General features: G+C 42.2%; 14 protein-coding genes and 1 pseudogene. 11 read left to right on the top strand and 4 right to left on the bottom strand.

What is annotated here, in order from left to right:
* From NJ959_RS10485 to NJ959_RS10455, 7 genes are all read left to right on the top strand, one after another.
* Positions 1-2,085 (top strand): CHAT domain-containing tetratricopeptide repeat protein (locus tag NJ959_RS10485; protein WP_254011695.1); only part of this gene is annotated, 2,085 nt, incomplete at its 5' end.
* A gap of 199 nt (positions 2,086-2,284) precedes the next feature.
* Positions 2,285-2,632 (top strand): rubredoxin, encoded by a 348-nt coding sequence (locus tag NJ959_RS10480; protein ID WP_254011694.1) that lies wholly within the window; start codon positions 2,285-2,287, stop codon positions 2,630-2,632.
* 149 nt (positions 2,633-2,781) lie between these two features.
* Positions 2,782-3,786 (top strand): photosynthesis system II assembly factor Ycf48, encoded by a 1,005-nt coding sequence (locus tag NJ959_RS10475; protein ID WP_373693638.1) that lies wholly within the window; start codon positions 2,782-2,784, stop codon positions 3,784-3,786.
* A 221-nt stretch (positions 3,787-4,007) separates the two neighbouring features.
* Positions 4,008-4,253, top strand: coding sequence for a cytochrome b559 subunit alpha (gene psbE, locus NJ959_RS10470; RefSeq protein ID WP_254011704.1), 246 nt, complete (start codon positions 4,008-4,010; stop codon positions 4,251-4,253).
* A gap of 26 nt (positions 4,254-4,279) precedes the next feature.
* On the top strand, positions 4,280-4,414 hold the full coding sequence (psbF, locus tag NJ959_RS10465; protein WP_254011692.1) for a cytochrome b559 subunit beta: 135 nt from the start codon (positions 4,280-4,282) through the stop codon (positions 4,412-4,414).
* An 11-nt stretch (positions 4,415-4,425) separates the two neighbouring features.
* Positions 4,426-4,548, top strand: coding sequence for a photosystem II reaction center protein PsbL (gene psbL / locus NJ959_RS10460; protein WP_254011691.1), 123 nt, complete (start codon positions 4,426-4,428; stop codon positions 4,546-4,548).
* A 60-nt stretch (positions 4,549-4,608) separates the two neighbouring features.
* Entirely contained in the window at positions 4,609-4,728 is a 120-nt protein-coding gene (locus NJ959_RS10455; RefSeq protein WP_254011690.1) for a photosystem II reaction center protein J, read from the top strand.
* 87 nt (positions 4,729-4,815) lie between these two features.
* On the opposite strand, the gene NJ959_RS10450 is transcribed toward NJ959_RS10455, so the two are convergent.
* The gene (locus NJ959_RS10450) at positions 4,816-6,453 is read right to left on the bottom strand and encodes a WG repeat-containing protein (RefSeq protein WP_254011689.1); all 1,638 of its coding nucleotides are present in this window, start codon (positions 6,451-6,453) and stop codon (positions 4,816-4,818) included.
* A gap of 536 nt (positions 6,454-6,989) precedes the next feature.
* The gene (locus tag NJ959_RS10445; RefSeq protein ID WP_254011688.1) at positions 6,990-7,142 is read right to left on the bottom strand and encodes a hypothetical protein; all 153 of its coding nucleotides are present in this window, start codon (positions 7,140-7,142) and stop codon (positions 6,990-6,992) included.
* Between the two features lie 62 nt (positions 7,143-7,204).
* Here NJ959_RS10445 and NJ959_RS10440 point away from each other — a divergent pair, with 62 nt between their 5' ends.
* From NJ959_RS10440 to NJ959_RS10430, 3 genes are all read left to right on the top strand, one after another.
* Entirely contained in the window at positions 7,205-8,506 is a 1,302-nt protein-coding gene (locus NJ959_RS10440; protein ID WP_254011687.1) for a DUF6883 domain-containing protein, read from the top strand.
* 17 nt (positions 8,507-8,523) lie between these two features.
* Positions 8,524-8,844, top strand: a complete 321-nt coding sequence (locus tag NJ959_RS10435) for a DUF4926 domain-containing protein (protein ID WP_254011686.1) — start codon at positions 8,524-8,526, stop codon at positions 8,842-8,844.
* Positions 8,845-9,069: 225 nt separating this feature from the next.
* A complete protein-coding gene (locus NJ959_RS10430; RefSeq protein ID WP_254011685.1) occupies positions 9,070-9,615 on the top strand; it encodes a DUF4926 domain-containing protein in 546 nt (181 codons plus the stop codon).
* Positions 9,616-9,647: 32 nt separating this feature from the next.
* Here the strand turns inward: NJ959_RS10430 and NJ959_RS10425 are convergent, their stop codons facing one another.
* Both NJ959_RS10425 and NJ959_RS30350 read right to left on the bottom strand, forming a co-directional pair.
* The gene (locus tag NJ959_RS10425; RefSeq protein WP_254011684.1) at positions 9,648-9,887 is read right to left on the bottom strand and encodes a helix-turn-helix domain-containing transcriptional regulator; all 240 of its coding nucleotides are present in this window, start codon (positions 9,885-9,887) and stop codon (positions 9,648-9,650) included.
* Positions 9,888-10,003: 116 nt separating this feature from the next.
* A complete protein-coding gene (locus NJ959_RS30350; protein ID WP_309242595.1) occupies positions 10,004-14,047 on the bottom strand; it encodes an AMP-binding protein in 4,044 nt (1,347 codons plus the stop codon).
* Positions 14,048-14,330: 283 nt separating this feature from the next.
* Here NJ959_RS30350 and NJ959_RS30665 point away from each other — a divergent pair.
* Positions 14,331-14,517, top strand: a pseudogene (locus tag NJ959_RS30665) (AAA family ATPase); the annotation flags it as partial.

Raw genomic sequence — 14,517 nt, 5'->3', positions numbered from 1 at the left:
CAGGAAATTCTGCCAGAAAAGCATCCTCATATCGCAGGAAGCCTCAACAACTTGGCAGCTTTATACCAAAGTCAAGGGAGGTACGCCGAAGCCGAACCCCTCTTACGCCAAGCTTTAGCTATAAATCAGGAAATTCTGCCAGAAAAGCATCCCCTTGTCGCAAATAGCCTCAACAACTTGGCATATTTATACGAAAGTCAAGGGAGATACGCCGAAGCCGAACCCCTCTTTCGCCAAGCTTTGGCTATGTTTCAGGAAATTCTGCCAGAAAAGCATCCTGATATCGCAGGAAGCCTCGAAAATTTGGCATTTTTATACCAAGCAAAAGGTGACAAAACTAGTGCAATTAAATACCTCACTCAAAGTACAGATATTCAGGAAACCAACCTAGATACTAACCTTACCGTAGGTAGCGAACGTCAGAAACAGGAATACATGGCAACTATTTCTGGTACAATCGATCGTAGTATCTCCCTCCACACTCAAGCTGCCCCCAACAATCCCGAAGCAATTCGCCTCGCCCTCACCACCATCCTCCGCCGCAAAGGGAGAATTTTAGATGCAGTCACCGATAACCTCAAATTAATCCGCCAAAACATCACCCCCGAAAACCAACAATTATTAGATGAACTTGCTAACACTCGCACCCAACTCGCCGCCCTAATTTTCAATAAACCAGCCAATCTTACTACAGAAGAATACCAAAACCAAGTCGCTAACTTAAAAGGAAAAGCCGACAGACAAGAAGCAGAATTAGCTAGTCGCAGTAACGAATTCCGCATCGCTTCTCAACCAGTTACTATTGAAGCTATTCAAAAACTAATTCCAACTGATACAGCTTTAGTAGAAATAATCTCTTACTACCCCTTCAACCCCAAAGCTAAATCAGGGGAAGAATGGGGAAAACCTCACTACGCCGCCTACATCCTCCACTCCACAGGGGAACCAAAATGGGTAGATTTAGGTGAAGCAGAATCAATTAACCAAACTGTCAAGGAATTCCGCACTTCCTTACAAAGACAAGACTTATTAATTAAGAAAATAGCCCGGAGTTTGGATGAGAAAGTCATGAAACCCATCCGCCCACTGTTGGGAAATACTAAAACTATCTTACTTTCCCCAGATAGCCAATTAAATCTGATTCCCTTTGCAGCTTTAATTGATGAAAACAACCAATATTTAGTGGAAAATTATTCCATTAATTACCTCACTACCGGAAGGGATTTAATCAGGTTACAGAATCGGGGGGAAAGTAAAGATAATCCTCTGTTAATGGCTGATGTGGATTTCAATAAATCTGGGGCAAGTCTAGCTAATAACTCTCCCAGTCAAATTAGTAATTCTCCAACCCAACCCACTCAAATCGCCAACCGTCGTTCCTCGGAAATCGATGGACTTCAATTTAATCCCTTACCCGGTACAAAAATAGAAGCTGAAGCTATTGCTACTCTCTTGAAAAATGTTACTTTATTAACAGGTACACAAGCTACAGAAAATGCTCTCAAACAAATTAAAAGTCCCCAAATTCTCCATATTGCTACTCATGGTTTCTTCTTAACTGATTTAGAGTTAGTTGCCTCTGCTAATTTGAATGAAGATAGAGGTTTGGGTGTCGTACCGCGTTTTGATAATCCTAAAAATTTATCGCCAAATCAAACCGAAAATCCCTTATTACGTTCTGGAATAGTATTGGCAGGTAGTAATAAACGCCAAAGTGGTGATGAGGATGGAGTTTTAACTGCTTTGGAAACTACTTATCTCAGATTATATGGAACAAAATTAGTAGTATTATCTGCTTGTGAAACTGGGGTGGGAGATGCGGAAAATGGTGAAGGTGTTTATGGTTTGCGACGGGCTTTGGTGATAGCTGGGGCAGAAAGTCAGTTGATGAGTTTGTGGAGTGTTAGTGATGAGGGTACTAAGGATTTGATGGTGAAGTATTATACTCGGTTGTTGAAGAATGAGGGAAGGAGTGAGGCTTTGCGTCAGGTGCAGTTGGAGATGTTGAAGGATAAGAAATATCAGCATCCTTATTTTTGGAGTGCTTTTATTCCTTCGGGGGCTTGGAGTGGGATGGGGAATTGAGGGTTTTTAGTGGGGTCGTTTTTTTTAACGCAGAGGGCGCAGAGGGAGGCGCAGAGGTACGCGGAGGTTTTTGGAGTGGGGAGCTATAGATCCCTACTCCCTACTCCCTACTCCCTACTCCCTACTCTCCCCAGTTGTCCCGTTATATGATAAATTTTTTAACATACATTTTAATAATTGCTTCTAAAGCTTGTAAGCTATGAGCGATCGCGCCAAAGAGCAAACCCTGGCTGAAATTGCCCCAGCAAGCTACGAATGTCGTGCTTGCGGCTATGTTTACGAGCCGAGTAAGGGAGATAGCACTAGTAATGTTCCACCTGGAACGGCTTTTGACGACTTGTCTATTGACTGGCGTTGCCCTGTGTGCAGCGCTAAGAAGTCTGTTTTTACCAATATTGGTGCAAAGAATGCCCCTTCTGGGTTTCAGGAGAACCTGAACTATGGATTGGGGGTGAATAACTTAACGCCGGGACAAAAGAATCTCGCGATTTTTGGCGCTTTAGCCTTGGCATTTTTATTCTTTTTGAGTCTTTACGGTTTGAATTGAAGTATCGGTGTAAGGCAAGTCAAAAGTTAGGGAGTCAAAGTCCTAAAACCCAATGATTTCAATGCTTTTGACGATTGCGGTTAGGGGGCTGGCAAGTATCACAACTTAGCCATCACCCTTTGAGGAAACCGCAGGAGAGATGATTGTTGATGAGAGATTTGATGAAAATACTGCAACGAATTGTAATATTATTGGCGATCGCCTGTTTGTGTATTAGCTGTAAATCAGCTCCATCCTTGGGTTATAACCCATGGGAGGTGGTTACCCTCCCTACTGACTCTACCCTCCAGGATGTTGGTTTTACGGGAGACTCTGATCGTGGCTGGATGGTGGGGAGTAATGCCACTCTCTTAGAAACAACCGATGGCGGCGATACGTGGCAGGAAAAAGTTGTAGAGTTAGATGGACTAAATTATCGCTTCACCTCCGTTAGCTTTTCGGGTGACGAAGGCTGGATTGCGGGAGCGCCTGCTATTTTGCTCCATACGACTGATGGTGGCACATCTTGGTCTCGCCTTCGATTAAGTTCCAGATTACCCGGCGATCCCAATACTATTTTGGCTCTCGGACCCCAATCTGCTGAAATAAGTACTACGGTTGGTGCTATTTATCGGACTGTTGATGGGGGGAAAACCTGGCAAGCGCTTGTTGAACAAGCAGTTGGTGTGATTCGCAATATTTACCGTTCCGTTGATGGTGAATACGTTGCCGTTTCCTCTAACGGGAGTTTCTACTCCACTTGGGAACCTGGACAAACTGCTTGGGTGCAACACAATCGTACTAGTTCCAAACGCCTTCAAAGTATGGGATTTACTCAAGATGGGAATCTTTGGCTCCTAGGGCGGGGAGGTGTCCTTCAATTTAGCGCCAGTGAGGATTTAGAATCCTGGGAAGATCCTCTCTATCCGGATCAGAGGACTAGTTTAGGATTGCTCGATCTAGCCTACCGCACGCCAGAAGAAGTTTGGATCTCAGGCGGTAGTGGTAGTTTGCTTTGCAGTTTAGATGGAGGAAAAACCTGGTTAAAAGATATCGAGGCTGAGAATATACCCGCTAACTTGTACAAAATTGTCTTTCTAACACCAGAAAAGGGATTTATCCTGGGTAACAATGGTGTTTTACTAAAGTATGAGCAGCCTGAGTCAGCCGCTTGAGATCTTTTGGGTATTAGGTTTTGGGTAGTTACGACCGAAAACTCAAAATCTAAGAGCTAAAACCCACTAGCCGCTTGTATTAATGCGCTCCTTTTTCGTATGATAATAAAAATACGGAAAGTGTGAAAAACCTAGACCTCAAGGTCGGGGATGAAACGCGAGTCGGTAGTTTTAACCGCCGTGAGAATACTATAATCGATTTTCGGAAGGAGGAATCAGCAATGTCAGGTACTACAGGAGAGCGTCCGTTTTCGGACATTATCACCAGCATTCGTTACTGGGTTATTCACAGCATCACAATTCCCGCTCTGTTTATTGCCGGATGGCTATTTGTCCAGACGGGTTTAGCTTATGATGCTTTTGGTACACCCCGTCCTAACGAGTACTACACCCAAGATCGGCAAGAATTGCCGATTATCACGGATCGCTTTAATGCGAAACAGGAAATCGAAGAATTTATCAAGTAATTTTTTGGACAAAAGGTAAGAAAATCATGGCAACTAATAGTCCCAATCAACCAGTTTCCTATCCGATTTTTACGGTTAGATGGTTGGCTGTTCATACCCTAGCCGTTCCTAGTGTCTTCTTTTTAGGCGCTATTGCCGCTATGCAGTTTATTCAACGATAGGAGAAACCATTATGCCAGAAAAAGCGCCCAATCCCAATAGTCAGCCAGTTGAACTCAACCGGACTTCTCTGTACTTAGGTTTACTGTTGATTTTTGTTCTCGGTATTCTGTTTTCCAGTTATTTCTTTAATTAACTGGCTCAATGTAAGCAGATCGGTGTAATTAGTTTTAGTTGCAATTAGGAGGCAAAAGCTGTGTCTGAAAGTGGAAGAATTCCTTTGTGGTTAGTTGCTACTGTCGCTGGTACAGGTGTAATTGTAGTTGTCGGTATTTTCTTCTACGGTGCTTATGTCGGACTTGGTTCCGGCATGTAGCATCGCTATTAAACTCAGTTTAATAGATAATTGATCGATCGAACACTATTCCTCCCAATCCTTTACAGGGTGGGGAGGAATAGTTTTTTAAATAAATTTCCCCGTCTTATCAATATAGCCCACCTGCTCGCCCATTGGTAATAAACCCAACAACTTATTTTTGAGTTCAACACTTGCTTTCCCTTGGCAAAAATTACTAGCAACAGAAAAATGTGGCTGAATTACCAATTGTCCTGTCTTATTAATATAGCCCCATTTTTCGTTAATTTTCACCGTTGCCAATCCTTCAGAAAAACTGCCAACTTCCTCAAACAACTGACTGACTAATTCTCCAGCCTTATCAATATAACCGTACTTGTCACTAATTCTGACTAGTGCCATTCCTTCCGAAAAGCTCCAAGCCTGCTCGAATCGGGGTTGATTGACTAATTCCCCTGTTTTATCAATATAACCATAGCGATCGCCAATTTTCACTACCGCCAGCCCTTCGGAAAAGTTCCAAGCCTTGTCAAACTGAGCTGGGATGACGACTTGTATCGTTTTATCAATATAGCCGTAGCGCTCGCCAATTTTCACTCTTGCCAACCCTTCAAAAAAGCTACTCGCTTCATCAAACAAGATTTTACCTGTCTTGTCGATATAAGTGGACTTATCACCAAATTTGACCCTAGCTTGCCCTTCTGAAAAACTCCAAACCTTATCAAATTCAGGTTTAATTAATACCCGCCCGCTCTGGTCAATATAACCCCATTTAGAGCCAATTTTTACTTCTGCTAGTCCTTCAGAAAATTTACCCGCCTTTTCAAATTGAGGAGTAATAACTAATTGTCCATTTTGGTCTTTGTAACCCCATTTATCCTCAACTTTAACTGGAGTGAGTGTCGATATGGAAGATTGGGGACATTCATGGACTGTATCCGGTTTAAGATCTTGTAATACTTCGATGGCTGACTGATAGCGTTGGTTGAAGTGATACCTTACCATAAGGTTAATAATATTAGTCAATTCATCGCTGATATGGGCGTGATTTTGCCAAATTAGTTCACCATTTTCATCTTCAGGCAGTTGCTTTGGTGATATTCCGGTTAGGGCTTGAATTGCCATCATTCCTACCGCATAAATATCGCTACTTAGTTTAGGTTTTCCCAAAGCCTGCTCGCTGGGCATATAACCAAATGTACCAATGCCAATTGTCAGGGTGGTTGAATCGTTGCTATTTGTTTTTAAGTTGCTGACTTCTTTAACCGCACCAAAGTCAATTAAAACTAGTTTGCCATCTGCTTTTCGCCGCATAATATTTGATGGCTTGATATCTCGGTGAATAACATTATGCTGATGGACAAATGCCAATATCTCTAGAATTTCTTGTAATAATTGAGTAACTTCCGCTTCACTCCAGGGTTTTCCCGGAATTAATTCCTCAGTTAGGTTATGCCCCTCAATTAATTCCTGCACCAAAAAAAATTCCCCATTTTCCTCAAAATAGGCAAAAAGCTTAGGAATTTGGTCGTGGTTTTCGCCCAATTTGTAAAGCATTTCCGCTTCTTTCTGGAAGAGGCGCTGATTATCCGCATCGATGGCTTTGGGATGGAGTCGCTTAACGACGCATTTGGGTTTGGGGGAGACGGGGATATCCAAGTCTTCTGCGATATAAGTTTCCCCCACCCCACCGGAGCCTAACTTCTCGATAATTTTATATCGCTGCCGTAGAATTTGTTCGATCATTTTATTGCTGCAACATGCCCACTTTTATCGATTCTGGCACAAGCGATAGGCAGTTGGCAGTAGGTAGTGAGAAGAAAGTTTTAGGATTTAGGCTTGTTTACATTAGTCGGTAAGTTATAGCAAGTTGCGGTTCATCATAGAATGTAGGATAGGGGTTCCGGTTGTCAGCCGCAGGCAGGATGCCTGCTCTACGGATTCTGCGTGTTTACTGCAAGTTGGATAGTATTTCTTCCAATTCAAATCTGTTTCATTTTCAGCCTCAATCTGGATTCTACGGGCTTCGGCTACGTTAACATAACGTTACATCCCTAATGTTTCAAATCTCAGAAAATATTCTACAATCGTCTCAAAGATTCCTCCCAATCGATTAGCTCTACCACTTCAGGGTTTATTGTTATTATGAGTAGCCGAGATCGCATCAGAAAAAACGCTGACAGGAAATCCAATTCTGTACCAAACACGGATTTCTTACAAACTCGACTCTTTACCCCCCCCCCGAAAATTAGCTAAACCCCTTGCCAGAGAAGAGATTCAGGCTATTTTACCCAAGTTAGAGCAATTTGGTTACAATGGGGCGAAGATTCCTGTATTTCCACCAGATCCAACTTTATCATCACCCATTCAGTCCACATCTGCTGATAGTCAGGTACAGGATAATTCCCAACAACAATCTGAAATATTACAGCCATCTGAAGAGTTAGCAGAAAACGAGGAAATATCCACTGAAGCAGAAAATATTCAGAGAGATGATTTGGGAGAAGGAGTTTCTGACGATGAAGAGAAAGAATCCGATTCGGAGCAACTGACAGAATTAGAATCGACAGATAATCCTGAAACTCAATCCCAAGAAAAACTAGATTTACAGGCTAAATTTTCCAAGTTAGAGCAATTTGGTTACAATGGGGCAAAGATTCCTGTATTTCCACCTAATCCAACTCCAGAAGCAGTAATTCAGCCAAAATCTGGTGTTAGTCAGGTAGAGAATAATTATCAAGAAAAACCCCAAGAATTCCAGTCAGATGAGGCAGAAAAAGATAATGATAAAATATCGACTGAAGGGGAAAAGATTCAGTTTGGTGGAGGGGTTTATGGTGATGAGGATAAAGTTGGCGAATCAAGAAATAAATCTCAGCAAGAGACTGATACTATAACCCCAAATTTGGTGGATAAGATTAGTGCGCCGACTGCTGAGGAGTTGGTACAAGAAAAGCCAAACCCCAAAGAAACAGAAAATAACAAGACAGAAAGCGATCCTAATCTAAACACAAAAGCAGTCAGATCCACATCGGAGGCAAAACCTGAGACACTAATAAACAATAGTTACGATCCAACCCTAATTGCCTATGGCAACCAGGCAGAACAAACATTCGATGGAGGCACAGCTAGGTTAAATACCTTTGGCGAAATTAACCGTCAAATGATCGCTATTTGGCGATTAACTTCTAATAATAATGAAGATGATCGCCTTACGGAAGTTAATCTTAACTTCAGCTTTTCCAATAACGAAAATAAAACGATTCAACCCGATATTCCGACTCCCAGCCAAGTTGTGAGAGGTCGTTTATCTGTTGAATTTGGTCCTTTCAACGGGTTAACTCTATCTGGTAGACGAGGAACAGTAATTATGAGCGGCACGGCTCGTTCATTTGCTCATAATAAATATATACCAAACATAGAATCTACCTGTGAACTTTATGATTCCGATGTTCTTCCCGAAAGTGCCAAAGAAACAATTGGGCGAGCAAGTGTTGAAGGTAAACTATACACCTATTCACTGAATCCAGATCACGATCGAGGAGGAAGGGATAAAGCAAGAGTTTTTGAGAGTGTTTTGGGATTTACAAGGTTAAATATGGACGATTTAGCTACACAGCTAGTGTTCAATCGAGAAGAGGCAGAGCCAAGAGGAAGAAACAATCAGGGGGATCTATACGGTCAAATAATTAGGGTTAATGGTGCTAATGGTAGGACGCGGAATGTTGTCACTGGATGGATTATTAGATATGATGACAAAACCATTCGATTGACAACAGCATACGTCGAAAAAAATTAAGAGGAGCGAACAAGAAAATGTTTGAGGAAAATGAGGGAGTTAGGTTAAAAAGAGATTTGCCATACAACAAACTCAAAGCCGGAATGATCGGTACAGCAGTTTATGTCTATAACGGCACACCTCCTTGGGGCTATGAAGTTGAATTCAGTGATGAGAATGGGGTTTCGCTCGGATACGATCCCAATCATCCGGAATATTTTCTAACTGTAACATTACATGAAGAGGATCTTGAACCTGTAGACGACGAGAAACTAAAAAATATCAATGTTGGTATGTTTAATCGTTTGCTCTATGAGGGTAAAGATACAACAGTTCCCGCTGTAATGCGGCACAGTTAATCAGCCCTAGACATTTGATGAATCAATTTTTTCATTCTTGCTACCTCATCGCATCGGAAACCACTGTAACTTTCAAGCAGTGGATGAAGAGGAGCTTGAAGCTGTAGATTAGATCGTTCCTTCCTTACAGCAGCAGATTTCTGGCAAATCTCAGAAACCAGGTTTTCGAGAAAAAAACCTGGTTTCTTTAGTGGTAGAATAAAAGTAATAGAAGCGAACAAGAAAATGTTTGAGGAAAATCAGTTAGTTAAGTTAAAAAAAGATTTACCATACAAAGAGTACAAAGCCGGAATTATAGGGACAGTAGTTATGGTGTATAACTACACACCTGTTTGGGGCTATGAAGTTGAATTCAGTGACGAGCATGGGGTTCCACTAGGGTTCGATCCCGACGATCCAGAATCTTTCCTAACTGTAACTTTGCATGAAGAGGATCTTGAAGTTCCAACAGAAGAGGATCTAAAAATGCTCGATATTGATAGGGCTAATCGTTTACTCTATGAGGCGTTAGATAACTTTCAACCTGATGAGGGAATAACTAAAGAAGCAGTAACGGAAGCCCTGAAAATAATTTTTGACTCAGGAAGTACAGAAGATAAATTTGCTCTTTCCCAACTAATATATAAACTTTGGTTTGGTGAAAATTTAGCAGCGATATCAGATTTGCTGGGTAAAATAACCCGAGTTGTAGAGGTTGATGGAGTTGTTGATGGTAAATTTGAGCAGCTTTATGAGGCTTTCCGTCGGGGAGATGCTATCAATACTTATTAACTATTTTGAAAAATCTCAAAAACTGGATTTCTTTAGTAGTCAAACACAGGAACTTCTTCCTGAGTCAATGACGGATAGTATTTCTCCCAATTAAAATCTGTTTGGTTTGAAGCGTCAATCGTGCTTCTACGGGCTTCGGCTACGTTTTTGAGTGCTAATAAAATATGGTCAAGATCCCCATCTTCTAAGATACTATCTAGATAAGCAGCCGCTTCTGCCGGATCTTTTAAGGATTCGATTAGATAGGAGTGGTAGCTTTTATGGGTTGGCATTTTGTCTATTCTGAAAATCTTTCCAATACTGCTTTGCTTTAAGAATATCTCGATCTTGGGTACTTTTATCACCACCACATAGCAAAAATAGGATATCTATGCCAATAACAATAAGATCAAATTTGCTTACCCAGCAAAGCTTCTGCTTCCTCCGCCGACAATCCCTCTAATTCAGCTAACAACAAATCTACTTCCTCATCTCCACTAGAATCTTTTGTTATTTCTTCAGAAGCTAAATCGACAGAAAAATCATTCACTTCTCCTTTCTCAACCCTTACTTCTTCCGTCTCTTTCCCACTTTCACCAGACAAATACTGAGCCATAGACTCAATCGTGGGATAATCGTAAGCTAAAGTCGGTGATAGTGTAATTCCTAACCAATCTTGCAGCGCATCTGAAAGTTCGACTGCTGTTACTGAATCAAGTCCATAATCGGCAAATGATTTACTAGTGTCGATAGATTTGGCTGGGAGTTTTAATTCTTTGACTAGCCATTCTACCATCCAGTTTTTAATTGATTGAGTGGTGGCAGCGGATGGGGTAACGGATGTAACGGATGGGGTGGCTGATTTTGGGGAAGATTGGGCAGCGGATTTAGCAGCGGATGGGTTATTGGTTATTGCTGATTTGGTGGGAGATTGGGCAGCGGATGGGTTATTTGTAATTGATAGAATAGGTGTCTCGCCTGTTACTATCCCTCGTTTTAATAAACTATCTAATTCATGATCTTCCCCAGCTAAAGTCTGTTCTAAATCTCCAATAGTTTCAATATAACTAGAAACTAAATCGGTAGTTTGATTGGGAGTCATTACTACTGATTCTGCTGGTGTACCTGTTAGGGCTTTGGCTAATGTTTGTTCAAAGTTTAGCTTAGTCCATTCTAAAGCACGATGGAGTTGTGGGGAGGGATTTTGTTTGATTTGGGCTTGAACTCCTGCCCATAATACTGCGTATAATGCCACTTCTCCAGTTAGACTGTAAGACCAACGAATAGCAGTGGTATTATCGCTGAAAGTAGCAGAATCGCCCCGACTGCGTTGGCTAATTTCTTCCGCTGCGGCTTTAAGTCTTTCTGCGATTTGCTTTGCGCCTAATCGCTCTCCTAAAAATTGCTCTAGTTCGGTGCTAGAATTAATAACGCGGGAACCTAGGAACATGGTTAGTGTTTCTGTCGGGCCTTCAAAAATCCTCAAAATTCTGGCATCGCGGAGAATCTGTGGGGCAATATTTGTTTCAATATAACCTCGTCCGCCTAAAAGTTGCACTAGTTGATCTGCGGCTTGCCAAAGGAATTCTGGCCCTGCTATTTTACAGACAACATAGGCATCGACGGGAACGACAATACCTTCATCTAGAAATCTGGCAACTTGGGAAATTAATGTTTCTGTGGCGGTAATCGCAGCAGTTAAATTACTGACACGAGTAAGTGTTGTAGGATTATCTAGTAATCGCCCTGTGGAAATTGTCCGCGCTGTCGCATATCGCAACATTAATTGGGCGCAGCGTTTCATCCCGCCGATACTGGATGCGGCGATTGCCAATCTCCCATACATCATCGCATCTTGGGCGGCATTCATCCCTTTTCCTGCTTCACCGAGGAGATTTTCTGGCGATACTTGTACATCTTCAAAGTACACCGTATTTTGAATCATACCTCGCATTCCCATGGTGAGGGCTTCTGGTCCTTGGCGCAATCCTTTAGTGCCCTGACGGACAACAAATCCGCTAATTCCGTTAGCTTTCCCCTGCGCGTCAATATTTTGGACAAATACGTTAATTACACCAGCCCAAGCAGCGGAACCACTCCATATTTTAGTACCAGAAATGCGCCATCCTCCTCGATTATCTGGTAATGCTCGCGATGAGATAGCTTGAGGATTTGAGCCTGCACCTGGCTCGGTTAAAGCAAATGCTCCTAATTCTCTGCCTCTGGCTAAAATAGGTAATAGTTCATCTTTTACTGTCTGAGTTGCATAGTTGAGGATGGGGCGAATTCCTAAAACATTACTCAAACCAACAAATAGGGAAATAGTCGGATCGATTGCGCCGAGTTGTTCCATAATTCGTAAGGTATCGACGTTATTCAGTCCAAGTCCCCCATAACTTTGAGGCACTTGCATTCCCAATAGTCCCTGATTCCCGAAATCTAGGACTATATATGGCGGGATAGTGCGACGTTCGTCGATTATACGGGAATTTATGCGATCGCTGGCGTAGCTACGGAGCCATTGGATTATATCGTTTGTTTTTTGTTGTTGGTTGTTGGTGTTTGTTGTTGGTGTTTGTTGTTTGGGTAATGACGACTCTAGGGGCTGGTTTACCATATTGGTTTTGCTATCAACCGATAATTTATCTTCAAAACTCGCCCCCACCCACTCTATTCCTGATTTCCACTCTCCTACCACAGTCAAGCTATTTTCGATAAATCCTGTTTTACAAGCGTGGCGCTGAATTTTGCCACTGGATGTTTTGGGAATAGTACCCGTTTTAATCAGGATAACGGCATCTATTTGTAGTTCGTGATGTGTGGATACATTTCTTCTAATTGCTTCTATAACTTCATCTACATTCAATTTTCGCAGATGAGTTCTTTCTACTTCTTGAACAATTACTAACCTTTCCGCATTATCCACTTCAACAGAAAATGCCGCGCCATTACCCGGGCGTAAAGCTGGGTGACTATGTTCTACTGTTAGTTCAATATCTTGAGGATAGTGATTCCTTCCTCTAATAATAATTAAATCCTTTAAACGTCCTGTAATAAATAGTTCTCCTTCTTGGAAAAAGCCCAAATCCCCTGTCCGGAGAAATGGTCCTTCCTTAGTATCTGAGAAATAAGCATTAAATATCTCTTTTGTCAAGTCTTCGCGATGCCAATAGCCTTGAGCGACACTAGGACCTGATACCCAAATCTCACCGACTTGATGAGCTGTACAATGGGTGAAAGAATCTGGGTTTGCGATCGCAATTTTCTCCTCTAACCTGGTACTACCGCAACCAACTAAACTCCGACTATCTCCTAAACCGTTAGCTGCGATTACCTTATTTTCTGCCAAGGCTGCACTTTGGACATCGCAAATAACGGGAGGGGCACTTTTCAAACCGCCAGTAACAATTAATGTGGTTTCTGCCATCCCGTAACATGGATAAAATGATTCAAGACGGAAGCCACAAGGGGCAAACATTTCTGCAAACTCTGTTAAGGTTTTAGTACGGACAGGTTCAGCTCCAGTAAAAGCTAACTTCCAGCTACTAAGATCTAAACTATGGAGTTGTTCGGGTTTAATTTTCCGGAGGCACAAGTTATAGGCAAAATCTGGGCCACCACTCGTAGTAACTTGATAGCGGGAAATTGCCTCTAACCAGCGAAAAGGTTTCTGGAGAAAATCTACAGGCGACATGAGCATCATGGTAGCCCCAACATAGAGAGGCTGTAATACTCCACCAATTAGTCCCATGTCGTGATAAGGTGGCAACCAGGAAACGCCATGGCTATTGGATGTGTCTTCAAAACACCGATTAATTAGGGCAGAATTGTAGATGAGATTCCCGTGGGAAATCATCACACCTTTTGGTGTTCCTGTTGAGCCGGAGGTATATTGGAGGAAGGCTAAAGTATTTCGATCGCAGTTTGGCGTTTGCCAATTGGCGGCTGTGTCACTATCAATATTATCAGTAGTCAACCATTGTAGTGGTGTGGCGGTGGGATTTTCAGCAAACTTACGCTCAATGCTATCTAACAAAGAAGTTGTAGTGAGAGCAAACTTAGCCATCGAATCCTCGACAATGGCTTCAATCCGAGATATCTTTTGATTGGGTCGAGGTGGATAAGCTGGCACAGCGACTACTCCAGCATATAAACAGCCAAAGAAAGCCGCGATAAAATCCAATCCGGAAGGATAAAGGAGTAAAGCACGTTCTCCAGTAGCTCCTTGAGATTGTAACCTAGCTGCGATCGCGCGTGCTTGGGTATCTAACTCTTGATAGGTTAGCTCTAAGCTTGGCGTTTCGCCATCCTTAAGGAAGATAAACCCTTGTTTGTGAGGTTGGTGTCTAGCCCTGATTTGTAGTAAATCTACTAAAGTATTAATTTGATGCTCGTTCCCGCTTGAGTAATCCAAATTCTCTGTATTTCCCAATCCACTTGTAGTCAAAGCCAACTTCGTTTAATCCCCTTGCCAGTTACATGCCAGTTTATAGACCTGATTGAGCATTCTATCGCACTTGAGGGGCAGGGGGAAGGGAGTGGAGCGATAAGCTGTCACGCATTTAAAAAAGTATATCTTCACTCCCCACTCCCCTGACGACGATTTCAATATTAAAATTTAGCTGCACATCAGCTTATCATCTCTTCTCTAACCTAGTCGATAATCCTAGGGATGGCACTCTCCATACCCTCATCCCCCCAGACACTTACCCATCATCCCCCTATTCCCCCCGCCGTTGTCTAGACAATCTAATCCCCGAATTGATTATTTACGAGTCCAAAATTACCGTGCGTTGAGTGATTTGGAACTTTAAGGAATTACCCCTCTATCCTTTTTGCTGGGATCACATGGTATAGATAAAGCAACTATCTTTTGTGTATTTGCCTTCTTAACCCAATGCTTTCCAGTTGTTTTTAATAAGA

This window comes from Limnofasciculus baicalensis BBK-W-15, from assembly GCF_024178385.1.
Taxonomy (GTDB): Bacteria; Cyanobacteriota; Cyanobacteriia; order Cyanobacteriales; family Coleofasciculaceae; genus Limnofasciculus; species Limnofasciculus baicalensis.
This window is presented reverse-complemented; position numbering and strand designations above follow the sequence as displayed.